Origin of the sequence: Anaerostipes sp. 494a, from assembly GCF_001940315.1 — a bacterium.
GTDB lineage: Bacteria > Bacillota > Clostridia > Lachnospirales > Lachnospiraceae > Anaerostipes > Anaerostipes faecalis.
Window position 1 is genome coordinate 2,262,909 of sequence record NZ_MJIF01000001.1, and the last position, 25,646, is coordinate 2,288,554.

General features: G+C 36.7%; 22 protein-coding genes. 20 read left to right on the forward strand and 2 right to left on the reverse strand.

Features of this window, described 5'->3' with window-relative positions:
* Positions 1 to 324 precede the first annotated feature (324 nt).
* Positions 325 to 597, forward strand: a complete 273-nt coding sequence (locus BHF70_RS11350) for a co-chaperone GroES (protein ID WP_075760323.1) — start codon at positions 325 to 327, stop codon at positions 595 to 597.
* Positions 598 to 619: 22 nt separating this feature from the next.
* Positions 620 to 2,248 carry a chaperonin GroEL gene (groL, locus tag BHF70_RS11355; RefSeq protein ID WP_075760324.1) on the forward strand — a complete coding sequence of 543 codons (1,629 nt, stop codon included), beginning with the start codon at positions 620 to 622 and terminating at the stop codon, positions 2,246 to 2,248.
* Positions 2,249 to 2,403: 155 nt separating this feature from the next.
* Here the strand turns inward: groL and BHF70_RS11360 are convergent, their stop codons facing one another.
* Positions 2,404 to 3,225, reverse strand: coding sequence for a MerR family transcriptional regulator (locus BHF70_RS11360; RefSeq protein WP_075760325.1), 822 nt, complete (start codon positions 3,223 to 3,225; stop codon positions 2,404 to 2,406).
* A gap of 220 nt (positions 3,226 to 3,445) precedes the next feature.
* On the opposite strand from BHF70_RS11360, the gene BHF70_RS11365 reads away from it, so the two are divergent.
* From BHF70_RS11365 to guaB, 11 genes are all read left to right on the forward strand, one after another.
* Positions 3,446 to 4,594 (forward strand): tyramine oxidase subunit B, encoded by a 1,149-nt coding sequence (locus tag BHF70_RS11365; RefSeq protein WP_075760326.1) that lies wholly within the window; start codon positions 3,446 to 3,448, stop codon positions 4,592 to 4,594.
* Between the two features lie 72 nt (positions 4,595 to 4,666).
* Entirely contained in the window at positions 4,667 to 4,942 is a 276-nt protein-coding gene (locus tag BHF70_RS11370; protein WP_330390949.1) for a (2Fe-2S)-binding protein, read from the forward strand.
* Complete coding sequence (locus BHF70_RS11375; protein ID WP_075760327.1) at positions 4,942 to 6,510, forward strand: FAD-dependent oxidoreductase; 1,569 nt, start codon at positions 4,942 to 4,944, stop codon at positions 6,508 to 6,510. The genes BHF70_RS11370 and BHF70_RS11375 overlap by 1 nt, the downstream gene beginning before the upstream one ends.
* A gap of 12 nt (positions 6,511 to 6,522) precedes the next feature.
* On the forward strand, positions 6,523 to 6,849 hold the full coding sequence (locus BHF70_RS11380) for a (2Fe-2S)-binding protein (RefSeq protein ID WP_075760328.1): 327 nt from the start codon (positions 6,523 to 6,525) through the stop codon (positions 6,847 to 6,849).
* A complete protein-coding gene (locus BHF70_RS11385) occupies positions 6,849 to 7,985 on the forward strand; it encodes an NAD(P)/FAD-dependent oxidoreductase (RefSeq protein WP_075760329.1) in 1,137 nt (378 codons plus the stop codon). The genes BHF70_RS11380 and BHF70_RS11385 overlap by 1 nt, the downstream gene beginning before the upstream one ends.
* 74 nt (positions 7,986 to 8,059) lie before the next feature.
* On the forward strand, positions 8,060 to 9,574 hold the full coding sequence (locus BHF70_RS11390) for a Na+/H+ antiporter NhaC family protein (protein ID WP_075760330.1): 1,515 nt from the start codon (positions 8,060 to 8,062) through the stop codon (positions 9,572 to 9,574).
* A 20-nt stretch (positions 9,575 to 9,594) separates the two neighbouring features.
* Complete coding sequence (locus tag BHF70_RS11395; protein WP_075760331.1) at positions 9,595 to 10,752, forward strand: iron-containing alcohol dehydrogenase; 1,158 nt, start codon at positions 9,595 to 9,597, stop codon at positions 10,750 to 10,752.
* A 274-nt stretch (positions 10,753 to 11,026) separates the two neighbouring features.
* Complete coding sequence (locus tag BHF70_RS11405; protein WP_075760333.1) at positions 11,027 to 11,848, forward strand: sulfide/dihydroorotate dehydrogenase-like FAD/NAD-binding protein; 822 nt, start codon at positions 11,027 to 11,029, stop codon at positions 11,846 to 11,848.
* Between the two features lie 2 nt (positions 11,849 to 11,850).
* Positions 11,851 to 13,242: an NADPH-dependent glutamate synthase gene (gene gltA, locus BHF70_RS11410; RefSeq protein WP_075760334.1), complete on the forward strand. Its 1,392-nt coding sequence runs from the start codon at positions 11,851 to 11,853 to the stop codon at positions 13,240 to 13,242.
* 21 nt (positions 13,243 to 13,263) lie between these two features.
* Positions 13,264 to 13,629: a PTS glucitol/sorbitol transporter subunit IIA gene (locus tag BHF70_RS11415; RefSeq protein ID WP_075760335.1), complete on the forward strand. Its 366-nt coding sequence runs from the start codon at positions 13,264 to 13,266 to the stop codon at positions 13,627 to 13,629.
* 221 nt (positions 13,630 to 13,850) lie between these two features.
* Positions 13,851 to 15,302, forward strand: a complete 1,452-nt coding sequence (gene guaB / locus BHF70_RS11420; RefSeq protein ID WP_075760336.1) for an IMP dehydrogenase — start codon at positions 13,851 to 13,853, stop codon at positions 15,300 to 15,302.
* A gap of 114 nt (positions 15,303 to 15,416) precedes the next feature.
* Here guaB and BHF70_RS11425 read toward each other — a convergent pair whose 3' ends face one another.
* A complete protein-coding gene (locus BHF70_RS11425) occupies positions 15,417 to 16,040 on the reverse strand; it encodes a superoxide dismutase (RefSeq protein WP_075760337.1) in 624 nt (207 codons plus the stop codon).
* Between the two features lie 197 nt (positions 16,041 to 16,237).
* Here BHF70_RS11425 and BHF70_RS11430 point away from each other — a divergent pair, with 197 nt between their 5' ends.
* From BHF70_RS11430 to BHF70_RS11460, 7 genes are all read left to right on the forward strand, one after another.
* On the forward strand, positions 16,238 to 19,927 hold the full coding sequence (locus tag BHF70_RS11430; protein WP_075760338.1) for an efflux RND transporter permease subunit: 3,690 nt from the start codon (positions 16,238 to 16,240) through the stop codon (positions 19,925 to 19,927).
* 188 nt (positions 19,928 to 20,115) lie between these two features.
* Positions 20,116 to 20,841: a phosphatase PAP2 family protein gene (locus BHF70_RS11435; protein WP_075760339.1), complete on the forward strand. Its 726-nt coding sequence runs from the start codon at positions 20,116 to 20,118 to the stop codon at positions 20,839 to 20,841.
* A gap of 5 nt (positions 20,842 to 20,846) precedes the next feature.
* Positions 20,847 to 21,878 (forward strand): lysylphosphatidylglycerol synthase transmembrane domain-containing protein, encoded by a 1,032-nt coding sequence (locus tag BHF70_RS11440; RefSeq protein WP_075760340.1) that lies wholly within the window; start codon positions 20,847 to 20,849, stop codon positions 21,876 to 21,878.
* A 12-nt stretch (positions 21,879 to 21,890) separates the two neighbouring features.
* Complete coding sequence (locus BHF70_RS11445; protein ID WP_075760341.1) at positions 21,891 to 22,508, forward strand: CDP-alcohol phosphatidyltransferase family protein; 618 nt, start codon at positions 21,891 to 21,893, stop codon at positions 22,506 to 22,508.
* 11 nt (positions 22,509 to 22,519) lie between these two features.
* Positions 22,520 to 23,383, forward strand: coding sequence for a phosphatidylserine decarboxylase (locus BHF70_RS11450; RefSeq protein ID WP_075760342.1), 864 nt, complete (start codon positions 22,520 to 22,522; stop codon positions 23,381 to 23,383).
* Between the two features lie 78 nt (positions 23,384 to 23,461).
* Positions 23,462 to 24,718: a DNA polymerase Y family protein gene (locus BHF70_RS11455; protein WP_330390950.1), complete on the forward strand. Its 1,257-nt coding sequence runs from the start codon at positions 23,462 to 23,464 to the stop codon at positions 24,716 to 24,718.
* 108 nt (positions 24,719 to 24,826) lie between these two features.
* Entirely contained in the window at positions 24,827 to 25,528 is a 702-nt protein-coding gene (locus BHF70_RS11460; protein ID WP_075760344.1) for a C39 family peptidase, read from the forward strand.
* Positions 25,529 to 25,646: the final 118 nt, after the last annotated feature.

A 25,646-nucleotide genomic window follows, 5' to 3' on the forward strand; every position in this document is an offset into this window, starting at 1 on the left:
TGAATGAAGATATATTAAAGTTAAAAAATTCACATGCTTCTTGGAACGCTTCTTTCGCTGGCGCTTCGTCCAGATGTGTCCGAGTTCGCAAGTGAGATTTTATAGTAGAAATAAAAATGAGATGTCTTATAAAAAAGTAAGATGTCTCTTTTTTATTTACATCAGTGGAAAAGTTTACACATTTTTTATAAAAAAGGGGGTTGCATTTTTTTTCCTCGGTGTTATACTAAGAAACATAGAGTTAGCACTCGGTTAAAGTGAGTGCTAACAATAAAAGATAAAAAATGACAATTTTCTAAAAATTTTTTTGGAGGTAATACGATTATGAAATTAACACCATTAGGAGACAGAGTTGTTCTGAAACAGTTAGAAGCAGAAACAACTACAAAATCTGGTATTGTTTTAACAACAGCATCTCAGGAAAAGCCACAGGAAGCAGAAGTTATCGCTGTTGGTCCTGGAACAGAAGATGTGAAGATGGAAGTTTCTGTAGGACAGAAAGTAATTTATTCTAAATATGCAGGAACAGAAGTAAAATTAGAAGATGATGAATTCATTATCGTAAAACAGAATGACATCTTAGCCGTTGTAGAATAATTCATTTGGAGGTATGTAAATCATGGCAAAGGAAATCAAATACGGAATTGAAGCAAGAAAAGCACTGGAAGCAGGAGTAAACCAGTTAGCAGATACAGTGAAAGTAACAATCGGACCAAAAGGACGTAACGTAGTTCTTGATAAATCTTTTGGAACACCATTGATTACAAATGACGGTGTAACAATTGCAAAAGAAATCGAACTGGAAGATGCTTTTGAAAACATGGGAGCACAGGTAGTAAAAGAAGTTGCTACAAAGACAAATGATGTTGCTGGAGATGGTACAACAACAGCTACAGTTCTTGCACAGGCAATGATCAATGAAGGGATGAAGAACCTGGCAGCAGGAGCTAATCCAATTATTCTTCGTAAAGGAATGAAAAAAGCAACAGAAGCAGCTGTAGAAGCAATCGCAGAAATGAGCAGTCAGGTAACAGGAAGAGATCAGATTGCCAAAGTAGCAGCAATCTCTGCTGCAGATGAAGAAGTTGGAGAATTAGTAGCAGATGCTATGGAAAAAGTATCTAATGATGGAGTTATTACAATCGAAGAATCTAAGACAATGAAAACAGAATTAGATTTAGTAGAAGGTATGCAGTTCGATCGTGGATATTTATCAGCATATTTCTCAACAGATATGGAAAAAATGGTTGCTGAATTAGAAAATCCATATATTCTGATTACAGATAAGAAGATTTCTAATATTCAGGACATTCTTCCATTACTGGAACAGATTGTACAGGGTGGACAGAAGTTACTGATTATTGCAGAAGATATCGAAGGAGAAGCATTAACAACATTAATCGTTAACAAGTTACGTGGTACATTCTCAGTATGTGCTGTTAAAGCTCCTGGATATGGTGACAGAAGAAAAGCAATGTTAGAAGATATCGCTATTTTAACAGGTGGTACAGTAATTTCTGAAGAAGTTGGAATGGACTTAAAAGATGCAACTTTAGATCAGTTAGGACGTGCAAAATCTGTCAAAGTTGAAAAAGAGAATACAGTCATCGTTGACGGTGAAGGTGATAAAGATGCAATTCAGGCACGTATTGGACAGATTAAAGGTCAGATTGAAGAAACAACATCTGAATTTGATAAAGAAAAATTACAGGAAAGACTGGCTAAATTATCTGGTGGAGTAGCAGTTATCCGTGTTGGAGCAGCAACAGAAACAGAAATGAAAGAAAGTAAACTTCGTCTGGAAGATGCTTTAGCAGCAACAAAAGCAGCAGTAGAAGAAGGAATCATCTTTGGTGGAGGATCAGCATATATTCATGCTTCCAAGAAAGTTGCAGAAGCAACAAAAGATCTGGAAGGAGACGAAAAAACAGGTGCAAATATCATCTTAAAAGCATTAGAAGCACCATTATTCCAGATTGCAGTAAACGGTGGATTAGAAGGAGCTGTTATTGTAAATAAAGTAAAAGAACAGGAAATTGGAATTGGATTTGATGCACTGAACGAGGAATATGGAAATATGATCGAAAAAGGAATCATTGATCCAGCCAAAGTTACAAGAAGTGCATTACAGAATGCAACATCTGTAGCATCAACTCTGTTAACAACAGAATCTGTAGTTGCAAACATCAAAGAAGAAGCACCAGCAATGCCAGCAGGAGCAGGAGCACCAGGAATGGGTATGATGTAGACGCTGGACACTAAGCGAAAGTAAAGAATCAGATTCGTGGGAAAATCAGAATAATATAGAGAATCTCTTGGTAATTTTTAATTGGGGCTGTCATCAGGGTAACTGGGTAAGTTGCTATAGTGGCAGCCTCTATTTTTTTTGTGTGCAGATGCAGATTAAGACTTAATCTGCATCTGGACTTCAATGATATTTTCATTTTCATCGGTGGTTTCATATTCATTAATATAACCAAATTCAATGGGATCAGATATGATCTTTAAAGAATGTTCTTTGGCATAAAGAAACATTTTATTTACCCATTCTTTTGTGTAATCATAGCTGCCGGAATATATGACAGAAAGGTATTTTCCTGCCGGAAGAGTATAGTTGCTATCATACATTGGCTTTGGAGAATAAAAAAACACATTTTTTGTTCTCAATTGTTTAGATTTTGGATTACTGTTTTTTACATCCAGAGTATAGCAGTCACATGCACCAATGGTATGTATATCCTGGTGATGATTTTGCATATATTGTGTAACAGCATAATCAACATAATCGTTGGGAAGATTCGTATCACTGATCATAACACAATCACGTACAGGTAAGTCCAGGGTACGAATTTGGTTAAGATATTTTGTTTTTTCCAAAGCACTTTGAATATTTGAAAGACGGTTCAGGATACTGTTCTTGTTCTGAACCAACTTTTCAATGGATTCATCAATGATATCCAATTCTGTCTTTAATAATTTGATAGAATTTTCGACGGTACGATGGTCATCGAAATTTTTGATTTGTTCTAAAGGCATATTCAAAGCCAGCAATTCTCGAATCATTGTTAATTTTCGGATATCTTCCAAAGTGTATAATCGATAATTATTGTTTGGATCTCTTTTTGGGTGTAAAAGTCCCACTTGTTCATAATAACGGATAGAGTCCACACCTATATTGTATAACTTTGATAGTTCACCTATTTTAAAATATATTTCTTCGTTCATTTTTTTTTCCTTTTTATACGACTTGTTTATTGATATTCTAACATAAATTGAAAAAAATTGGGAAAAAGGTTATTGACTCTAGTATAATACTAGACTATATAATGCGTTTAGACAAAGAAAACAGCGCAAAGGAGCACTGAGGTTGTAAAACACCTATAGTGTTCCTTTTTTTAAGTTTTCTGAAAATTTCAATGTTCGCCATAATAAAAAGGAGGATATGATGAGTGACGCAAGGATTGATTTTTTATATTTGAATGAACAGGATATGATTAAGGCTGGAGTATTGGATGCGGGAAAATGTGTCGATGTAATGGAAGAGGTGGTATCACTTTTAGGAAAAGGTGATTATCTGATGGGAGGTCCTGATCACAATGCACATGGATTGATGTTGGAATTTCCTAAAGAATCTGATATTGAAGATTTTCCGCTGCAAGATTCCAGAGATCGTCGTTTTATAGCAATGCCGGCATATCTGGGAGGAAGATTTCATGTAGCAGGGCAGAAATGGTATGGATCAAATGGAAGAAACCGTGCAAAAGGTTATCCAAGATCTATTTTAATGGCAACTTTAAATGACGTAGAGACCGGAGCACCGATCAGTTATATGTCTGCAAATCTGCTGAGTTCTATGAGAACCGGAGCTATGCCTGGATTGGTAGCAAAACATTTTGCCAAAAAAGATGCAACAACTGTTGGTATCATCGGTCCTGGAGTTATCAATCGTTCTTCCATGAGAGCTTTTGCAGCTAAATTTCCAACGATTCATACAGTTAAAATGGTTGGAAGTTCACCAAATTCAAAAACAGCAATAAAAATGAAGGAGTTTATCGAAGAACATTTTCCAGAAATTACGACAATTGAGATTTGTGCTACTGTGCAAGAAGCAGTGAAGGATGCGGATATTGTTTGTGAAGCAGCATCTGTAACATATCCAAATTGGCCGGAATTAAAATATGAGTGGTTAAAACCTGGAGCAGTTGTTGTTTCCACCAACGGATTAAATATTTCATGGGAAGATGAAAAGAAATTTTCCAAAGTTGTTGACAACTGGGGAATGTATGAAGAATACGCTCAGGAAGATGGAGATGACTTTTATCCGGATGGAACAAGAAAGAATTGTGGAACTATAGGAGAAGATTTTGTGTTTATGGTCAGAGATGGCATGATCAAAAGAGAAGATGTGAAGAATCTGGCAGACATTGTAAATGGAGAGTGTAAAGGAAGAACATCAGAAGATGAAATCTTCCTTGTATCCATAGAAGGAATGCCAATTCAAGACGTAGCATGGGCTTATGAGTGTTATCATCAGGCAAAAAAGAAAGGCATTGGAACAATGCTTAATTTATGGGAAGAACCAGTAGCCTTTTAATATAAAGATAGGAGGAAATAACATGGGTAGAATTAAAGAACATCCAATTTTAGGAACTGCACCAGAAAAAAAGTGGTAAAGTTTTATTTTGATGGAAAAGAAATGGAAGGAATGGAAGGTGAACCGATTGCTGCAGCATTGAAAGCTGCAGGGGTTATGGTACATAGATATACAAAGAAACGTCATGAGCCAAGAGGTATTTTTTGTGCGATTGGACGATGCACAGACTGCGTTATGATCGTAAATGGACAGCCAAATGTGAGAACTTGTATTACTCCATTGGAAGAGGGGATGACAGTGCAGACTCAATATGGAGTTACAGCAAAAGAGGAAGGAGGCAGCCTATAATGAAAAGATATGATTTGATTGTAATCGGAGCAGGACCTGCAGGGTTATCTGCTGCCATTGAAGCCGCAAAATGTGGAATGAAACCAATTGTTTTTGACGAAAATGCAAAACCAGGCGGACAGCTGTTTAAACAGATTCATAAATTTTTTGGATCCAAAGAACATAGAGCTAAAATCCGAGGTTTCAAAATTGGAGAAGATTTATTAAAAGAAGCTGAGGAATATGGAGTAGAAGTTGTTTTAAATGCAACAGTTATTGGATTGTATCCTGAAAAAGAAATTACAGTAAAAATTGGAGATCAGGTAAAACATTTTAAGGGTGATTCCATTCTGGTAGCAACAGGAGCCAGTGAAAATATGGTTACATTCAAGGGATGGACAAAACCAGGAGTTATTGGTGCCGGTGCAGCACAGACAATGATGAACCTTCACCATGTAATGCCAGGAGAAAAAGTATTGATGCTTGGAACAGGAAATGTAGGATTGGTTGTAAGTTATCAGCTGTTACAGGCAGGATGTGAAGTAGTAGCACTGGTAGATGCAGCTCCAAGAGTTGGTGGATATGGAGTTCATGCATCTAAAGTATCTCGTTGTGGCGTGCCATTTTATTTATCCCATACAATTAAAGAAGCAGAAGGTGACGAATATGTAACTGGAGTCACCATTGCAGAAGTAGATGATAAGTTCCAGTTTATTCCTGGAACAGAAAAACATTTTGATGTTGATACCATCTGTGTGGCAGTTGGATTGTCACCTAGCTCTCAGTTATTAAAACAGGCAGGATGTAAAATGATGGATACACCAGGAGGATATATTCCAGAATGTGACGAATTTGGACAGACATCTATTGATGGAATTTTTGCAGCAGGAGATGTTTCCAGCATTGAAGAAGCAAGTTCAGCTATGATAGAAGGAAGAATCGCAGGTGTTTCCATTGCGGCGGCAGCCGGATATATGACAGAAGAAGAACGTATGGCGCAGTGTGAATCACTGGAACAGGCATTGGGAAGTCTTCGCAAAGGTATGTTCGCTCCTGAAAACAGAGGTAAGATTATAAAAGAGACAGAAGAAGGAATCGAAATTTCAACCAATCTTTTGAAAAAAGGTTATGTGGCAGATGATGAAATTGCAAGATATCCTGGTTTTGTAAAAAAAGTGGGTGTTCATCCGGTAATGGAATGTACTCAGAATATCCCATGTAATCCTTGTCAGGATGCATGTCCAAAAGGATGTATTACAATCGGTGAAAATATTACATCACTTCCAGTTGTTGATGTGGAAAAAGAATGTATCGGTTGTGGAATGTGTGTAGCTTCCTGCTCCGGACAGGCAATTTTCCTGATCGATGAAGGATACGAGGAAGGATATGCAAGTGTTACAATGCCATATGAATTTTTGCCTCTGCCACAAAAAGGTGACAAAGGAATGGCATTTGACCGTAGTGGAAGCCCGGTTTGTGAAGCAGAAGTTATTGGTGTCAAAAGTGCAAAAGCATTTGATCATACCAATCTGTTAACGATTAAAGTACCAGCAGATATGGTTGATAAAGCTCGCTTTTTCAAAAGATAGGAGGATGCGGATATGATTAGTGTAGATGATAAATTAAAAGAAATTGGAGAATATGTACCGCAGCCGGATGATGATATGTTAGTATGTCGCTGTGAGGAAGTGACCAAAGGAGAAATCAGACAGGCAGTTCATGCGGGAATGTTTACAATAGAAGAAATTCGTCGTTTTTTAAGAAGTGGAATGGGACTTTGTCAGGGACAGACCTGTGGAAAACTGGTAAAAGGAATTGTTGCAAGAGAATTAAAGATATCTCCTGCTGAATTGGAGCCTGCAGTATCAAGAGCTCCAATGCGTCCGATGACAATGGAGATTCTTGGAAGAGATGGAGGTGACCAGTAATGAAACAGACAGCAGAAGTAATAATTATCGGTGGCGGTGTTAATGGTTGTGCAGCAGCATACTATCTTGCAAAACGCGGAGTAAAAGATGTTATTGTATTAGAAGCTTCTGATAGTATTGGGCATGGAGGATCCAGTCGAAATGGTGGAGGTGTCCGTCAGTCTGGACGTGATGTGAGAGAACTTCCATATGCTATGTATGCTATCAAAAATATGTGGCCTACTTTATCTGAAGAATTAGGGGTAGATGTGGAGTACTGTCAGGAAGGAAACCTGCGTCTTGGAAAAACAGAAGCACATTTAAAGAAGTTAAATCAGCTGGCAACAAATGCACAGAGTGTTGGTCTGGATGTGCGAATGATTGATGCAAAAGAAGTAAAAGAAATTAATCCATATTTATCTGATGATATCATTGGAGCCAGCTGGTGTCCAACAGATGGACATGCAAATCCAATGATGACAACTCTGGCATATTACAAAAGAGCAGTAGAATTAGGAGTATCTTTTATCAAAGGTGCACCTGTAAAGAAAATTGAAAAGGTAAGAGGAAAGGCAAGAAAAGTTATAACAGTTGATGGCACTGTATTTGAAGGAGAAACTATTATCCTTGCAGCAGGATATGAAAGCAGAGAAATTGCAAGAACTGTAGGTATTGATATTCCTATGACTAAATATTTTGAAGAAGCTCTGGTTACAGAAATGCAGCCACCAATGTTTAAACAAATGCTTGGAACCGCAGATGCAGATTTCTATGGACATCAGGCTGCTCACGGATCTTTTGTATTTGGTTCTGAATGTGGACTTGAAGAAGCTGCAGATAAAGAGTTAACAGATCTTAGAACATCTTCTTTAACGATGTCAGCAGGATGTCGTGCGATCATGGGATATATCCCGGCACTGAAAGATGCTAAGATTGTAAGAAGTTGGGGTGGATGGTTAGATCTTTGTATTGATGGTGTTCCTGTTATCAGCCCGGTAGAAGAAGTACCTGGTCTGATTCTGGCATGCGCATTTACAGGACATGGATTTGGAACTGCACCGGCAGTAGGACTTATGCTTGCACAGATGGTCGTGGGAGAAGATACCATTGTAGATATCAGTCCTTTACGATATGACCGTTTTAAGGCAGACCGTTAAAATGATGAAAGAAAAGGATATGGCGCAATAGCTGCTTATGTCCTTTTCTTTTGGAAAGATAGGAAGTGAAAAATATGAGTGAAAAAAATATAATCAAAAGGATTCTGTATTATATGAATCCAAAACAAATTGATCCTAAAATGGTAAAACTATGGTCTTTTTATCTGATCATGAATATCATCTTCTTCTTGTTACCTAAAAGCATGGTAGAAGGAAACATTCTGATTCTTGCACCAATTGTTGTACTGTTTGTTTATGCGCTGACAACAAAAGATGTCATGAGCAGTTTGATACTGGGTACGTTTTCATCTTATATTTTATGGTACAAATTAGGATGTGTAGGTGGTTTCTTTGATGATTTAATGGTAGTTCTTGCAGATGAAGAAGATATACAGATGTATATGTCCTTTTTCTTATGTGGAGGAATCATCATTGCCATGAAGCGAAGCGGAAGTACAAAGGCATTTGCAGATTTTATTACATCCCGATTTGGTAAAAATGAGAAAATGATTCTTGCGGCATCTGGAGTATATGCGGGAGCAACATCTATTGATGATTATGTATCGGCTTTAACTGCAGGAGCGTCTTTTTCTCCACTGATGGAAGCGATTAGAAAACCTAAACTGGCGTTGGCATATGTTGTTCGAACATTAAGTATCAATGTTTCAGAAATGCTTCCATTTGGCGCATGGGGATATTTTGTAATCTATCAGATTGCAAATGCAAAAAATGTTGAAAGCCGTGCAGAAGCAACGCATATTTTCATACAGACGATTCCGTTTATGTTTTATTGTATTGTTGCCTGTGTGATTGCACTATTATTTGCTGTAGGAATTTTTCCAAAAATCGGACCAATGAAAAAAGCATATCAGATGATGGAAGAAGAAGGAATCCAGATGGGTGCAATTGATGGTGGTGAAGATGATGACGAAGATGATGGGTTTGACGAAAATAATCCAAGAACGCAAAATGTCAGTGTATTAAATCTGATTCTTCCGATTATTGTAATTGTAGTTGCACTGATTGCAACGGATTTAAACTGTTATCTGGCATTTGGTATTGCTGCAATTTTTACCGGAGTATTATATGTACTTCAGGGATTGATGACAATTAGTGATTATGTACAATGTACAGTTGACGGATTTCTTGACATGATGGATATGGTCATGATCTTGATGATCGGATATTGTATGCAGGAAGTAATGTATGCTATGGGCATGGAAGCATTTGTACAGGGGGTTTGTAATGCAATACCTATTCCAAGTCTGATACCGTTCCTGATTTTTGTATTTTTCTGCTGCGAAGAATATTTATTTAGTCTGAATTATACATTGTTCCAGATAGCAATTCCAGTTCTAATGGTCGTACTTAGTAATATGGGGGCAAACGTTCCGTTATGTTTAGGGGCGTTGATTTCTGCAAGTCTGTTTGGTGCTAATGCATGTGTTGTATCTGACCTTGGAGTAGTATCAGCAAGATCCTGTGGTGTAAAGATATATGAACAGTATATTGCCTGTCAGCCATATTTTATTATTTCGGCAGTTATTTCCGGTGTAATGTATCTGGTAGCAGGATTTGTACTAGGATAAATATATTGAAGGAGAAAAATATGATTCAACCATTTAAATTTTATATGCCGACTAAAATTATATTTGAACGTGGAGCTATCAGACAGGTAGCTGACGAGGCGGCAAAGATAGGGAAGAAAACATTAATCGTAACAGATAAGCCAATGCTTGATACAGGTTTGCTTGATCCTGTCTTTGAAGATTTTAAAGCGAAAAATATAGAATATATTTTGTGGTCAGAAATTGTTCCGAATCCAAGAGATGTGGATATTGAGCGGGGAGCAGCTTTTGCAAAAGAACAGCAAATTGATTCTATGGTTGCAGTAGGTGGAGGATCAGCCATTGATACAGCCAAGGCAATAGGGGCAATTCTTGAAAATGGCGGGAAATGTGAAGACTGGAGAGAAGGAAACCTTAAAAATGTAATAACCCCTTTGATTTGTGTCCCTACAACTTGTGGAACAGGAAGTGAAGTTACCCATGAGTCTATTGTAAATAATACAAAAACACTGGAAAAGGACTGTATCTGGGGAGATGAGGTCAGCGCAAAAGTTGCTGTACTTGATCCAGATGTTCTAATAAATCTTCCGAAAAGATTGCTGGCATCCACAGGAATGGATGCATTGACCCATGCAGTAGAAGCATATGTATGTAAAGCGGCAAATCCATTTACAGATGCATTGGCAGAAACTGCCATCAGGCTCATAGGAAAGAGTCTTGTAAAAGCGGTAGAAGAAAATAGTGAAGAAGTTTATGTTGATATGATGGCAGCAAGCTGTATGGCGGGAGCAGCTTTTGGAAATTCAGATGTGGCATCTGTTCATTCTATTTCAGAGGCACTGGGTGGATATTATGATATTCCTCATGGAGTTGCCAATGCAATGATGCTTCCAGAAGTCAGTCGATTAAGTGTTCCAGGAGCACCGGAAAAATATGCAGATGTAGCCAGATTCCTCGGGGTTGTTGTAGAAGGAAAAACAGTTGAAGAGGCAGCATATGCAGGTGTTGACTATATGGAAGAATTGGCTGAAAGATTAAATATACCAAAGTTCTGTGAATTGGATGTTGTGGATCCAAAGGATTTTAAGAGACTTGCTCATACAGCAGCAAATGCAGAAGAAACTTTTGATAATCCAGTCATATTTACAGAGGCGGATTTTGAAAATCTGTTTATTAAATTATATAAGGAGAATAAGTAAAATTATTCTATATACTTCTATAGCATTTGAAGGGAAAAAGGAAAAGCATGTGATTGCTTTTCCTTTTTCTGTTATAATAGTTTTATGGGAGAATGATAGAACGGCAGAAAATTATTATGAAATTATTATTCATCCATTGAGAAAGACTAGTCGTGGATAGATGCTGATAATGAAATAAAACAATTGCATTACACATTTTAAAAAAAGTTCTTTTCTATTGAACTTTTAACATGTATAATGTAGAAAGATATATTTTGAGAAAGAGGTGTACGTGGTGTATAAAATCGTAAAGAAAACGAAACTTAACAATCTTGTTGAGTTAATGGAGATTGAAGCTCCATACGTAGCAAGAAAATGTGAACCTGGACAGTTTATCATCATCAGGGTAGATGAAGACGGGGAAAGAATTCCATTGACCATTGCTGATTTTGACCGTGAAAAAGAAACAGTAACCATTATCTATCAGGTGGTTGGTTATTCAACAGAATTATTGAGTAAAAAAGAAGAAGGAGACTATGTACAGGACTTTGTTGGTCCTTTAGGACAGCCTTCTCCATTACATAAATGTGAACGTGTAATAGGAGTTGCCGGAGGAGTGGGTGCAGCACCTTTATATCCACAGCTTCGTAAACTGGCTAAGATGGGAGTACCTGTCGATGTAATCATTGGTGGTAAGAGTGCAGAATTTGTTATCCTTAAGGAATTATTTGAAGAATTCTGTGATAATGTATATATTGCAACAGATGATGGAAGCCTTGGAACAAAAGGATTTGTTACAACAGTCTTGGAAGAACAGATTAAATCCGGGGTAAAATACGATGAAGTTATTGCAATCGGACCACTGATCATGATGAAAAATGTAGTAAAGATTACAAAAGAGTACGATATTCCAACAACTGTATCCCTGAATCCGATCATGATCGACGGAACTGGAATGTGCGGAGGTTGTCGTGTAACTGTTGGTGGTGAGACAAAATTCGCATGCGTAGACGGACCAGATTTTGATGGATTCAAAGTTGATTTTGATGAATGTATGCAACGTCAGGGAATGTTTAGAGAAGAAGAACATGAATGCAGAATTGGAAGGGGGAAATAGTCATGGCAAATATGAGCCTGAAAAAAGTAGCGATGCCTGAACAGGATCCTAATGTACGAAATAAGAATTTTGAAGAGGTTGCTCTGGGATATACAAAAGAAATGGCAATGGAAGAAGCAACACGCTGCTTAAATTGTAAAAATAAACCTTGTGTAAATGGATGTCCTGTTAATGTACCGATTCCTGCGTTTATTGAAAAAGTTGCAGCAGGAGATTTTGAAGGTGCTTATGAAGTTATCACAAGCGAAAATGCATTACCTGCCATCTGCGGACGTGTCTGTCCACAGGAAAACCAGTGTGAAGGAAAGTGTGTACGTGGTATCAAAGGAGAACCAGTTGGTATCGGACGTATGGAACGTTTTGTTGCAGACTGGCATATGGCAAATGCAAAACCGACAGAAGTGAAAATCGAGAAAAACGGAAAGAAAGTAGCTGTAGTAGGATGTGGACCGGCAGGAATTACCTGTGCAGGGGAACTGATCAAAAAAGGATACGACGTTACTGTATTTGAAGCACTGCATAAGGCAGGAGGAGTATTAAGTTATGGTATTCCTGAATTCCGTCTTCCAAAAGATTTAGTTGCAAAAGAAATCGAGACAGTGGAAAAACTGGGTGTAGAAATCAGGACTAATGTAATCGTGGGACGTTCCGTTACGATTGATGAATTGATGGAAGAAGGATATGAAGCTGTATTCGTAGGAAGTGGAGCCGGACTTCCAAGATTTTTAAATATTCCAGGAGAAAACCATCTGGGTGTTTATTCTGCAAATGAATTTTTAACTCGTGTCAACCTGATGAAAGGTTATAAATTCCCAGAATGTCCAACACCTGTAAAAGTTGGAAAGAAAGTAGCTGTTGTAGGTGCAGGTAACGTAGCTATGGATGCAGCGAGAACAGCAAAACGTCTTGGGGCAGAAGAAGTATATATTGTATATCGCCGTAGTGAAGAAGAAGCTCCGGCACGTCTGGAAGAACTCCATCATGCAAAAGAGGAAGGAATTATTTTCAAATTCTTAAATAACCCTGCATCCATCAAAGCTGATGAAAATGGATGGGTCAATAAGATGGAAATCATCAAGCAGGAATTAGGAGAGCCGGATGCATCTGGAAGACGTTCCCCACAGCCGATTGAAGGATCAAATTATGATCTGGATGTTGATACAGTGATTATTGCAATCGGACAGAGTCCTAATCCTTTGATTCGTCAGACTACACCAGGTCTGGATACACAGAGATGGGGCGGAATTATCGTAGATGAAGACACAATGAAGACAAGTAAAGATGGTGTATACGCTGGAGGTGACACTGTAACAGGTGCAGCTACAGTTATTCTTGCCATGGGTGCAGGGAAGAAAGCAGCTGCAGCAATTGACAAAGAATTACAGAATAAATAGAGGGTAAAAGGAGGATTCCATATGAGTAAAGTAATATTTCAGACAGAAATCATTGAAATGGGAGATCAGATAGAAGCTTTTTTTGACGAAGGAATGTTTGTTCTGTTCGGAGAGAATGTTCCGGATACATTGAAAGATTTTTGTTATTTTATTAATGTTAAAAAAGTTGATGGAACTATTAAAGCAGGTGACAAGCTGATAATAGATGAGAAAGAATACCTGATTACAGCTGTAGGAGATATTGCCCAGTCAAATCTGGAAACTCTTGGACACTTGACCGTTGTATTCAGTGGAGCAAAGGAAGCAGGACTGCCAGGAAGTATCTGTGTAGAAGCAAAACCTCTGCCTAATCTGAATCTGGGAAGTAAGATTGCTGTTGTAGAATAATTAATGCCTGATTTAGAAGAGATACTTATGCAAGTATCAGTATTATAGAAAAAAAGGGGTTGCTGTAATATCAGTAATTCCTTTTTTCAAAAATAGTAAGTTGAAACATTTAACCAAAACAATCTTGACAGTAAAAAAAATATTTGTTAAGATAACATACTATATAATCAGAACAATAACAAAAGAAATAATCTAATCTTTAAGAGAAAGTGAGGAAAAAAATGGGAAAGTTAATTGGTGAAGGAATTACATTTGATGATGTGCTCTTAGTACCAGCATATTCAGAAGTAATTGCAAATGACGTAGATACATGTACACGCCTGACAAATAAAATTAAGTTGAATATTCCATTAATGAGTGCCAGCATGGACACTGTAACAGAACACCGTATGGCGATTGCCATGGCAAGACAGGGTGGAATTGGGATTATTCATAAGAATATGACTATTGAACAGCAGGCAGAAGAAGTAGATAAAGTAAAACGTTCAGAAAATGGAGTTATTACGGATCCGTTCTCCTTATCACCAGAACATACCATTCAAGATGCCGATGATTTAATGGCAAAATTCCGCATTTCAGGTGTGCCAATTACAGAAGGTACAAAATTAGTTGGTATTATTACAAATCGTGACTTGAAATTTGAAACAGATTTTTCTAAAAAGATTAAAGAGTCTATGACTTCTGAAGGACTGGTAACAGCAAAAGAAGGTATTACTTTAGAGGAAGCAAAAAAGATTCTTGGAAAAGCAAGAAAAGAAAAACTTCCAATTGTTGATGATGATTTCAACTTAAAAGGATTAATTACTATTAAAGATATTGAAAAACAGATTAAATATCCAAATGCAGCAAAAGATGATCAGGGAAGACTCCTTTGTGGTGCAGGTGTAGGAATTACAGCAGATGTTCTGGATAGAGTACAGGCACTGGTTGATGTGCATGTAGATGTTATTGTAGTGGATTCAGCACATGGACATTCTGCAAACGTATTAAGAGTTATCAGAATGGTAAAAGAAAAATTCCCGGATCTTCAGGTTATTGCAGGTAATGTTGCAACAGGAGCAGGTGCAAAAGCGTTAATTGAAGCTGGAGCTGATTGTGTTAAGATTGGTATCGGACCAGGATCTATTTGTACAACCCGTGTTGTAGCTGGTATTGGTGTACCTCAGGTAACAGCTATTATGAGTGCTTATGAAGAAGCTAAGAAAGCAGGCATTCCAATTATCGCTGATGGAGGTATTAAATACTCAGGAGAAATCACAAAGGCAATTGCAGCTGGAGCAGATGTATGTATGCTTGGAAGTATGCTGGCAGGTTGTGATGAAAGTCCTGGAGAATTTGAATTATATCAGGGAAGAAAATATAAAGTATATCGTGGAATGGGATCTTTGGCAGCTATGGAAAATGGAAGTAAAGACCGTTATTTCCAGACAAACGCAAAGAAACTTGTACCAGAGGGTGTAGAAGGACGTGTAGCTTATAAAGGAACAGTTGAAGATACTGTATTCCAGCTGTTAGGTGGATTACGTTCTGGAATGGGTTACTGTGGAGCAAAAGACATTAAGACTTTACAGGAAACAGGAGAATTCGTTAAGATTACTGCTGCTTCATTGAAAGAAAGTCATCCACATGACATTCATATTACAAAAGAAGCACCAAACTATAGTGTAGAATAGTAAAAAAGCAAAGTAGATAAGGCAGCTTTACTTAAGAAGCTTTTTCTATTAAAAACAAAAAAGTTTTGGAAGAGATTCCAAAACTTTCTTTGTTTTGTAAATATAGTATTCAAATTACAACTGATGGGCGAAACGTTCTTCAACATAATCCCAGTTAATGATTGAAAACCAGTTGTTAACATAATCCATGCGACGATTCTGATACTGGAGATAATATGCATGTTCCCAGACATCAATAGGAAGAAGTGGATAGACAGAGCTGGTTAATGGTGTGTTTTGATTTGGCGTAGTAGTAATTTCCAGATTGCCGTTATTCATAATCAGCCATGCATAGCCTGAACCAAATAAACATAAGGCTTCATTTGTTAAATTTTGTATAAAAGTATCAAGTGATCCAAAAGATGTTTTAATTTTATCTAATAACTGTCCTTTTGGAGGCGTCATCTCTTCTGCCGGCTTCATACACTTGAAATATAACTGATGGTTATAAACACCCCCGCCATTATTTTTAATCTCGGTTTTAACAGAATCTGAAACTGTCAGAGGCTCTGTAAGGAGCTGTTCCAGAGTCATGTTATGAAGTTCCTCATGAGGCTGCAAAGCGTGATTTAGTTTTTCTACATAAGTAGCAAGATGCTTGTCGTGATGAAAATGAAGAGTTTCAGCACTGATGACAGGTTCTAGAGTGTGATAGTCATATGGAAGAGGTTCCAAAGAAAAAGGGTAAGTTTCATTCATAATTAAGATCTCCTTGTTTTCTTTTTATTGTACGTGAATCACATAGATATTATTCAAAAATGGTTGACTTCTTTTTTTTACTGAGATAACATAAGTATATTTGGATAGTATTTAAAAGCAGAATGAACTTTTTGCTTTCATGAGAGAAAAATGGAGCAGAGTTGAATTGTTGTTTCATAACAGGAAAGGTGAAGATTATGATTTCAAAATTTAGTGTAAGAAAGCCTTATACAGTAATTGTAGGAGTTGCATTAATTCTTATTTTAGGAATTGTTTCTTTTACAAAAATGACAACAGATTTGCTTCCGAGCATGGAACTTCCATATGCTATTGTTATGACTACATATCAGGGAGCATCTCCAGAGGAAGTAGAGACAACAGTAACAAAGCCTGTTGAACAGTCTATGGCTACTATTTCAAACATTAAGGAAGTAAATTCCATATCCAGTGAAAATTTATCTATGGTTATCCTGGAATTTGAAGGTGACACTAATATGGATGCTGTATCTCTTGATATGAGAGAGAAGCTGGATATGCTGACAGGGTATTGGACAGATAAAGTTGGAAATCCGACGATAATGAAACTTAACCCTGATATGATGCCTGTTATGGTAACAGCGATGGATGCTAAAAAGCTGGATACAGCAGAACTATCAGAATTAGTGGAAAAAAAGATAGCTCCGTCTGTTGAGGCTGTGGATGGAGTCGCTTCAGTTAATACTACTGGATTAGTTGAAGAAAATATCAATGTTATTATAAATGAACAGAAAATAGAAAAACTGAACAATAAGATTAAAGATGCTTTGAATGGACAGTTTGATGAACAACAGAACAAATTGGACCAGGCAAAAAATCAGTTGGAAACAGGAAAAAATACACTGAATGCTAAACGAAATCAGGCAAACAAGCAACTGGCTAAAGCTCAGACGGCATTATCAGACGGACAGATTTCCCTTGCGCAAAAAGAAGTACAGGTAACCAGTGCCATTACCAATTTAAAAAATCAGAAGACAACACTGCAGATGACGGTCAAAGAGCTTTCCGTTCAGATTGGAAAATGGGAAGACCAGGTAAAAAAACTTCCAGATGGGGCACAGAAAGTTCAGCTGGTGGCACAGCTTACAGAATTAAAGAAACAAAAAAGTACAGCATCTGAATCAATAAAAACAATTGATAAAAATATTAAATCATTAAATAAGGCATTAAAGCAGATTCAGGAAGGGAAAAAAGAAATCAGCGCGAAGATTACCCAGTTTAATATTCAATCTGCATCTGCCGGTCAGCAAATGACAACAGCGGAGATTGGAATTGCCCAAAGGGAGACACAGATTACCACAGGTCAGCAAAAACTGGATGAAGCTAAAGCTCAGGCAGAAGCCTCAGCAAATGTGAAAGATAAATTAACTGTAGAAAATGTAAAAGCATTGCTGGTAGCACAGAATTTTGAAATGCCTGCAGGATATATTACAGAAAATAATGTCCAATATCTGGTTAGGGTTGGAGATAAAGCCGAAAGCCAGAAAGATTTGGAAAATATGGAATTGATGGATCTTGGAATAGAAGGTATTCCAACGGTAAAATTAAGTGATGTGGCTGATGTAGCTGTCGTGAATAATCAAAGTGACATGTATTGTCGTGTCAATGGATATAACGGAGTTATTATGACAATACAGAAACAAAATAATTATTCAACAGCTGATGTATCAGACCGGATTGCAGATAAATTGCAGGAACTGAAGAAAGAGAATAAGGATTTACATTATATTAATATTATGGATCAGGGTATCTACATTGATCTGGTTACAGGATCTGTAATGAAAAATCTTCTGATGGGTGCAGGTCTGGCAGTTATTATTCTTCTTCTGTTTTTGAAGGATATAAAGCCGACACTTGTTATTGCATGCTCTATTCCTCTTAGTGTTATTTTAGCAGTGGTTTTAATGTATTTTAGCGGAATTACATTAAATGTAATATCACTTTCAGGTCTGGCACTGGGGGTAGGTATGCTGGTAGATAATTCTATTGTAGTTATAGAAAATATCTATCGTCTGAGAAAAGATGGAGTACCGGTAAAAGAAGCTGCAATTACTGGAGCAAAAGGGGTTGCAGGTGCCATTACCTCGTCCACTCTTACAACAGTATCTGTTTTCTTACCAATTGTGTTTACAACAGGTATTACAAAGAAGCTGTTTGTGGATATGGGATTGACTATTGGGTATTCTTTGCTGGCCAGTCTGATTGTAGCAGTAACATTTGTACCAATGATGTCTGCTGGAGTTCTTCATAAAGTAACAGAAAAGGACAGTAAATTAATTGATCGTCTGCAGGGTGCATATCAGGGATTCATGGAAAAAATATTGAATCGTAAAATTGCAGTTATCTTGATTACATTGGTATTATTTGCAGGAAGTATATATGGAGCAACGCAAATCGGCAGTTCACTTATGCCAAATATGGATAGTACACAGATGTCACTGACTATACAGATGCCAGAAGGATCATCCATGGAAGATACAGCTGCAATGTCTGATACAGTAATGGAAAAGATTAAAAAAATAAAAAATGTGGATAGTGTGGCAGCTATGATTACAACAGATTCAACTGGTATGGGAATGTCATCTGGAAAAAGTAATACAGATCGTTCCAGTATGTACATTTTGTTAAAGGAAAATAAAAAGAAAACAAACAAAGAAATAAAAAAGGAAATCTTGAAAAAAACAAAGAAGTTTGACTGTGAAATTGAAGTAATGGAATCTAATATGGATATGAGTGCCCTTGGAGGAAGTGGTATTTCGATTCAGGTTAAAGGAAGGGATTTAGATACACTTCGTGCCACAGCAGAAGAGATAGCCCAAAAGGTGAAAAAAGTTAAAGGAACAATGAATGTTATGGATGGTTCTGAGGAAACTACACCAGATATACATATCACTGTCAATAAGAAAAAGGCTGCTCAGTATGGATTAACAGTTGCCAGTGTTTATCAGCAATTGAACCAGAAGCTTTCTGAAGCATCTCAGGCAACAACAATAGTTATTGACGACAAGGAAATGAATGTGAAGGTTGGCAACAGTACTAAAAATACGTTGACAAGAAGTGATTTGAGGAATTTGAAGTTAAGTGGAACAAAAAATGGAACAAGTAAAGAGATATCATTATCATCCATTGCATCATTTAAAAACAGTGATAGTCTTTCTTCTATTAACAGAAACCAGCAGGAAAGAACTATTACTGTGACAGCTGAATTAAAAGATGGCTATAACATAGGAAAAGTCAGCCAGCAGGTACAAAAGAAATTAAAATCATATAAAGCACCAAAAGGTTATTCATATACTATGAAAGGTGAAATGGAATCTATAGAGGAAACAACAGGACAGATTGGACTGATGCTTCTGCTGGCAATCGCATTCATGTATTTGATTATGGTTGCACAGTTCCAGTCACTGAAATTTCCATTTATTATTTTGTTTACAATTCCAATGGCATTTACCGGAGGATTTTTGGCACTATTGATTACAGGAAAAGATTTAAGTGTCATTGCAATGATCGGATTTGTAATGCTGGCAGGAATTATTGTAAATAACGGTATTGTTCTGGTAGATATGATCAATCAGCTGAGAGAACAGGGATATGAATTGCAAGATGCCATCGTGACTGCAGGAACACTGCGACTTCGCCCGATTTTAATGACTGCATTGACTACGATTCTTGGATTATCAACAATGGCCATCGGTTTTGGACAGGGAGCGGAAATGATGCAGCCTATGGCAATTGTCACCATTGGAGGACTGATTTACGGCACGCTTCTCACTTTAATTGTAGTACCATGTATCTATGCTCTGTTTAACAGAAAAAAGAATAAAAGATTAGAAATTCAAGAGGTTGAATAGAAGAATCTTACAAAAATATTAAATATAAGGGCTTTCCTTTACTTTTAAACATAACAAAGATATAATATTACAAGGATCATGTCAGATGTTGGCATGATTCTTGTAGTATAGAAGGTCTTTTATAACTGAATACCAGAACCACATGCCATGAGGGCATTTTAATAAAAAAAGGAGAAGAGGCATAGATAATGAAAGATGGAAAAAACACTATTATTGGTTTTATTCCTAAATATGCTGTTATTCCGCTGATTTCATCTTTTGTATTTAATACATTGGTATACAGTGGAACAATGAAGCTTTGCTCTGGTTTTTATCACCATGATTTTACGACCGGGTTTGATCGTATGGTGCCATTGATACCGGAATTTATCAGTATATATTTAATATGCTACATTTTCTGGGTGATTAACTATATATTAATAGGACGTATTGGCAAAGAGCATATGTATCGCTTTTTGGTGGGAGATTTTATTTCAAGATTTATATGTGGACTTTTTTTTGTCTTTCTTCCCACTACATTGGTCAGACCAGAAGTAACAGGGACAGGATTTTGGGATTATGTATTAAGATATGTATATAAAGTAGATCAGTCTGCTAATTTATTTCCATCAATTCATTGTCTGGTGAGTTGGTTCTGCTATGTAGGAATCAGGAATCAGAAGGAGATTCCTAAATGGTACAGAAAGTTTTCTGCCTTTTTTGCAATTCTGGTTTGTGTTTCTACTCAGGTCATTAAACAGCACTATATTATTGATCTGATCGGTGGAATTTTTCTGGCAGAATTGTGTTTTGCAATTGGTCAGAAAACAGACTGGTATCAGGGCTTATGGAAATTTTTTACGAAAGTAAATCAATTTTTTGGTTTTGAAAGCAATGAGGATGAATCTGGAGAATTATCAGAATTAAAAGGGTAGGTTCCATGAAAAATAAAAAAAGTATTATAGGCAATGCAGTATTTTTTATTGCTCTATTTGGATTAACAGCATATGCTGTATTGAGGGGAAAAGAACTGCCAGAATTACTGAATGTTATCCATTCGGTTTCGCCGATTTACTATATTGCAGGATTTGTGTTCATTATAGTATTTGTATGCTGTGAATCATACATAATATACAGAATGCTTAGAGTTTTAAAGTATGATCAGGTACCAGGAAGAAATTGTATCAAATATTCATTTGTTGGGTTTTTCTTCAGCTGTATTACCCCTTCCGCAACAGGAGGACAACCGGCACAGCTGTATTATATGAATAGAGATCAGGTTGACGTTTCGGTGGGAACTGTCATATTAATGATCATAACAATTTTATATAAATTTGTTTTGGTTTTTCTAGGTGTATTAATATTTTTGTTTAGACATTTTTTAATAACAGAATATATTTGGAAAGTTTCTTTTTTCTTTTATCTTGGAATGGCTTTGAATATTTTTTGTGTTACATTTATGCTTATTTTGGTTTTTGAGCCTACATTAGCTTCCAGATTGCTTTTGACATTTATGCATTTGTTAGAGAGGATGCACATTCTTCGAAAAAAAGATGATAGAATGACGAAGCTGCAGAATTCCATGGCAAAATATCATAAGGCAGCAGCCGTCATCCAGGAACATCGGGGATTAATGTTTCAGATGTTTCTTGTAACATTGGTCCAGCGCATTATTCATTTTTCTATTACATATCTGGTATATAAGGCGTTTGGACTGACACATCTGGGATTTGTGGATGTTGTAGCGCTTCAGTGTGTAATTTCTATTTCAGTGGATATGCTACCTCTTCCGGGAGGAATGGGAATCAGCGAAGGTCTGTTTTTGAAAATCTTCTGTAAGATTTTTTCTGGTAGTCTTTTATATCCTGCGATGCTTTTAAGTCGTGGAATCAGCTATTATGCATTGGTACTGATCAGTGCACTAATGACTTGTGTTGCACATGTCACAATAAAGGATAAGGGTAAAGAATAGAGGGTATTAATTATGATAGGATTTTATAACGTTTCAGTGATTTTAACATATCTGGGGGTTGTCAGTGCTGTTTTTGGCATGTCAGCGGCTTTTGATGGGAATTTTAAAATAGCGGTTTTGTGTCTGATGATATCAGGATTAACAGATATGTATGATGGTACCATTGCAAAAATGATTAAAAGAAGTGATGATGCCAAGAAATTTGGAATCGAAATTGATTCTTTATGTGATTTAGTTTGTTTTGGAGCTTTTCCGGTGGTAATCGGATATGCATTGGGAATGGATACATGGTATGCAAAAATTGCATATATGATGTATATTTTAGGAGCTGTGATTCGACTGGCATATTTTAATGTTACAGAGGAACAGCGGCAGGCTGCAACCACTGAACGAAGAAAACATTATCAGGGACTTCCTGTTACTTCGGTTGCACTGATTATACCTATTGTATATCAGTTGAGACGATTTTTTCCTGAACAGTTTCCATACATATATGTTTTTATGATTTTTGTGATTTCGCTGCTGTTTGTTATTGATTTTAAAGTTTTTAAACCAGGAAAGAAATCTATGCTTACTTTTGTAATTATAGGTGCAATTGTTGCAGCAAAAATGTTTCTGTTTAAGATTTAGGAGGAATACATATGAAGTATGCAGATATGGATGGGAAAATTTATGAAGAAGAAAATTTCCAGGATCGATTTCTGAAACTTTTGTATTCTACATTTACAGGAAGGTTAAAATTAAAAATACTAACCAGGCCATGGGTATCAAAAATAGGGGGAGCTTTTTTAAGTTCTCCTTTTTCTAAATGTATGATACAAAGTTTCATTGAAAAAAATCATATTGATATGAGTCAATATCAGAAGAAAAAGTATCGGTCATATAATGATTTTTTTACCAGGAAGATAAAAGAGGGAAAACGTCCGCTTCCAGATGATCAGGATGTTTTGTTCAGCCCTTGCGATAGTAAAGTCAGTGTATATCCCATTGAAAAAGACACCACATTCGTTGTAAAGGATACAGAATATTCTGTTGAATCATTACTTAGGAATGATAAGATTGCCAGCTATTTTGATGGAGGCTATGCAGTCATTTTGCGTCTGACTGTAGATGATTATCACCGTTATTGTTATGTTGATGATGGAATAAAAAGTGAAAATTATTTTATTCCAGGGGTATATCACACTGTAAATCCGGTGGCAAATGATTTTGTTCCTATTTATAAAGAAAATGCCCGGGAATTTACAATGATGAAAACCAGACATTTTGGCAATATGATTCAGATGGAAGTTGGAGCTTTAATGGTGGGACGAATTGTTAACCATCATGGATACGGTACTATGAAAAGAGGACAAGAAAAGGGATACTTTGAATTTGGAGGTTCAACGATTGTCCTTCTTATAGAAAAAAATAAAGTAATCATAAGAGAAGAATTACTGGAAAGGACAAAGCAGTGCTGTGAAACCAAGATCCGTCAGGGAGAACCTTTAGGGAGAGCCATTTAACCACTGAATTGTTTCATATCAGATATAAGATGACTCCCGAGAGAGTCTTAAGCTAAAATTTAGAGAAAGGGGATGCAGATGGATCGGAGAGTAATATTTCATATTGATGTTAATTCTGCATTCTTAAGCTGGGAAGCTGTATATAGAATGAAAGAACTGGGTGAGGATGAAGATTTAAGGAAAATTCCGGCAATTATAGGAGGGGATGAAAAGAAACGTCATGGAATTGTGCTGGCGGCATCCCTTCCGGCAAAAAAGTATGGAATCAGGACGGCAGAAACTATTCGGGAAGCAATAATAAAATGTCCGGAAGTAAAAATATGTCCATCCCGTTATGGTCTATATAGTCGTTATTCACAAAGATTTGTGAATGAAGCTTTAAAATTTTCTCCGGTACTGGAACAATATAGTATTGATGAAGTTTTTCTTGATATGACAGAAACGATTCATCGTTATGAGAGTCCTTATATGGCGGCCTGTTTATTAAAGGATACTATTGGCAAAAAACTGGGATTTACTGTCAATGTTGGAGTTGCACCGAATAAACTTCTTGCAAAAATGGCATCAGATTTTGAAAAACCCGATAAAGTGCACACTTTGTTTCCAGAAGAAATTCCGGAAAAAATGTGGCCTTTACCGGTTAGAGATTTATTTTTGGTAGGGAAAGCAACTCAAAAAAAACTGGAATTACTGGGAATACGGACTATAGGAGAATTGGCTTCTGTGGATTTAAAACTCCTACAGGATCATGTGGGAAACAAACATGGGCAGACCCTCTATAATTATGCCAAAGGTATTGATTCTTCACCTGTGGAAAGTGAAGAAGGTTTAAATAAAGGATATGGCAATAGTATTACTTTGGCAAAGGATATATCAGATATTAAAGATGCTGAGCATGTGCTGTTATCATTGGCAGAGATGGTTGCATCCAGACTGCGGGCAGATCATGTGAGAAGTTCCTGTATATGTGTGGAGATTAAAGATACTGAATTTCGGCGAAGCAGTCATCAGAGAAAACTGGATGTACCAACAGATATTACCAATGAGATTTATAAAATTGCAAGAGAGCTTTATAGGGAAAGCTATAGTGGAATTTCTGTAAGGCTTCTTGGACTACGTGTCACGGATATTACCAGAGAAGAGTTTGCCCAGATAAATTTATTTCAACAGGAAAAAAGAGAAAAACTTCGAAAATTAGATGCTTCCATTGATCGGATTCGTCTTAAATATGGTAGAGATTCTATTCAAAGAGCCAGTTTTCTAGATGGAGAAATAGATCATATGACAGGTGGTCATAGAAGTGGAGCAAAATTTGAAAAAGGAAAAAATCAATAAAATTCATACAAATTTAATATTTGAAACACTTGATTAACATAATTAATCTTGGTATAATTCTGTTTAAAAGGAAAAAATGTCGAATTACAGGTTCTACCGGAGGTTTTTATGAGAATCCTGAAAAAAGCAGGCAGATTGTTAGCTGCATTTAGTTTTACAATACTTATGGCATCACAGACAACAGGCGTTATGGCAGGACAGAATCAATATACTTCTTCATTGAAGGTTGTATATTATAATCAGGCTGATTATCCAGGAGAGAAAATTGGTGGAAGTACAATTCAGGCTGCAGGATGTGGTCCCACATCTGTTGCGGTTTGTTATAGCTCCTTAACAGGGAAAAAAGTCAGTGTACCTAAAATGTGCAAACAGGCTTATGAAAATGGATGGTATTATACTGGACAAGGATGTACTCATGATGTGGTTCCGGGACTTTCTAAAATGTATGGGCTAAATTGTGATGGTTTGGGATATAGTTATAAAGCAGTAAAGAAAGCACTGTTGGCAGGACATCCTGTTGTAGCTTTAATGGGACCGGGTGATTTTACAAATAAAGGGCATTTTGTTGTTCTGACCAGGATGGTAGGGAAAGATCAGGTAAAAGTTGCAGATGTTGGAAGCCGTGCCAATACTTATAAAACATGGTCTTTAAAAAAGATTATCAGACAGGGAAAAGAAGGAGCAGATGCCGGAGGACCTTTCTGGGAAATCAGTAAAAAGGAAAAGAAAATTAATTATAAAGAAGAAGTCAGAAAGAGTCACAGCCGATTAGATGCGGTTCCGCTGGCAATCAAGAAAGCAATTCAATAAATAAATCAGGAAGCAGATAAAATTATCTGCTTCTTTTTATTAGAAAATTTCTTCTGCAAATTAAAGAAAACAGATAATTGTATAGAATTTAGTAAATTTTATTTAGAAAAAAGCGCGA

Bases quoted from the DNA above. Each gene is read 5' to 3' on its own strand.
- BHF70_RS11350 (WP_075760323.1), top strand. From the start codon at position 325: ATGAAATTAACACCATTAGGAGACAGAGTTGTTCTGAAACAGTTAGAA.
- groL (WP_075760324.1), top strand. From the start codon at position 620: ATGGCAAAGGAAATCAAATACGGAATTGAAGCAAGAAAAGCACTGGAA.
- BHF70_RS11360 (WP_075760325.1), bottom strand. From the start codon at position 3,225: ATGAACGAAGAAATATATTTTAAAATAGGTGAACTATCAAAGTTATAC.
- BHF70_RS11365 (WP_075760326.1), top strand. From the start codon at position 3,446: ATGAGTGACGCAAGGATTGATTTTTTATATTTGAATGAACAGGATATG.
- BHF70_RS11375 (WP_075760327.1), top strand. From the start codon at position 4,942: ATGAAAAGATATGATTTGATTGTAATCGGAGCAGGACCTGCAGGGTTA.
- BHF70_RS11380 (WP_075760328.1), top strand. From the start codon at position 6,523: ATGATTAGTGTAGATGATAAATTAAAAGAAATTGGAGAATATGTACCG.
- BHF70_RS11385 (WP_075760329.1), top strand. From the start codon at position 6,849: ATGAAACAGACAGCAGAAGTAATAATTATCGGTGGCGGTGTTAATGGT.
- BHF70_RS11390 (WP_075760330.1), top strand. From the start codon at position 8,060: ATGAGTGAAAAAAATATAATCAAAAGGATTCTGTATTATATGAATCCA.
- BHF70_RS11395 (WP_075760331.1), top strand. From the start codon at position 9,595: ATGATTCAACCATTTAAATTTTATATGCCGACTAAAATTATATTTGAA.
- gltA (WP_075760334.1), top strand. From the start codon at position 11,851: ATGGCAAATATGAGCCTGAAAAAAGTAGCGATGCCTGAACAGGATCCT.
- BHF70_RS11415 (WP_075760335.1), top strand. From the start codon at position 13,264: ATGAGTAAAGTAATATTTCAGACAGAAATCATTGAAATGGGAGATCAG.
- guaB (WP_075760336.1), top strand. From the start codon at position 13,851: ATGGGAAAGTTAATTGGTGAAGGAATTACATTTGATGATGTGCTCTTA.
- BHF70_RS11425 (WP_075760337.1), bottom strand. From the start codon at position 16,040: ATGAATGAAACTTACCCTTTTTCTTTGGAACCTCTTCCATATGACTAT.
- BHF70_RS11430 (WP_075760338.1), top strand. From the start codon at position 16,238: ATGATTTCAAAATTTAGTGTAAGAAAGCCTTATACAGTAATTGTAGGA.
- BHF70_RS11435 (WP_075760339.1), top strand. From the start codon at position 20,116: ATGAAAGATGGAAAAAACACTATTATTGGTTTTATTCCTAAATATGCT.
- BHF70_RS11440 (WP_075760340.1), top strand. From the start codon at position 20,847: ATGAAAAATAAAAAAAGTATTATAGGCAATGCAGTATTTTTTATTGCT.
- BHF70_RS11445 (WP_075760341.1), top strand. From the start codon at position 21,891: ATGATAGGATTTTATAACGTTTCAGTGATTTTAACATATCTGGGGGTT.
- BHF70_RS11450 (WP_075760342.1), top strand. From the start codon at position 22,520: ATGAAGTATGCAGATATGGATGGGAAAATTTATGAAGAAGAAAATTTC.
- BHF70_RS11455 (WP_330390950.1), top strand. From the start codon at position 23,462: ATGGATCGGAGAGTAATATTTCATATTGATGTTAATTCTGCATTCTTA.
- BHF70_RS11460 (WP_075760344.1), top strand. From the start codon at position 24,827: ATGAGAATCCTGAAAAAAGCAGGCAGATTGTTAGCTGCATTTAGTTTT.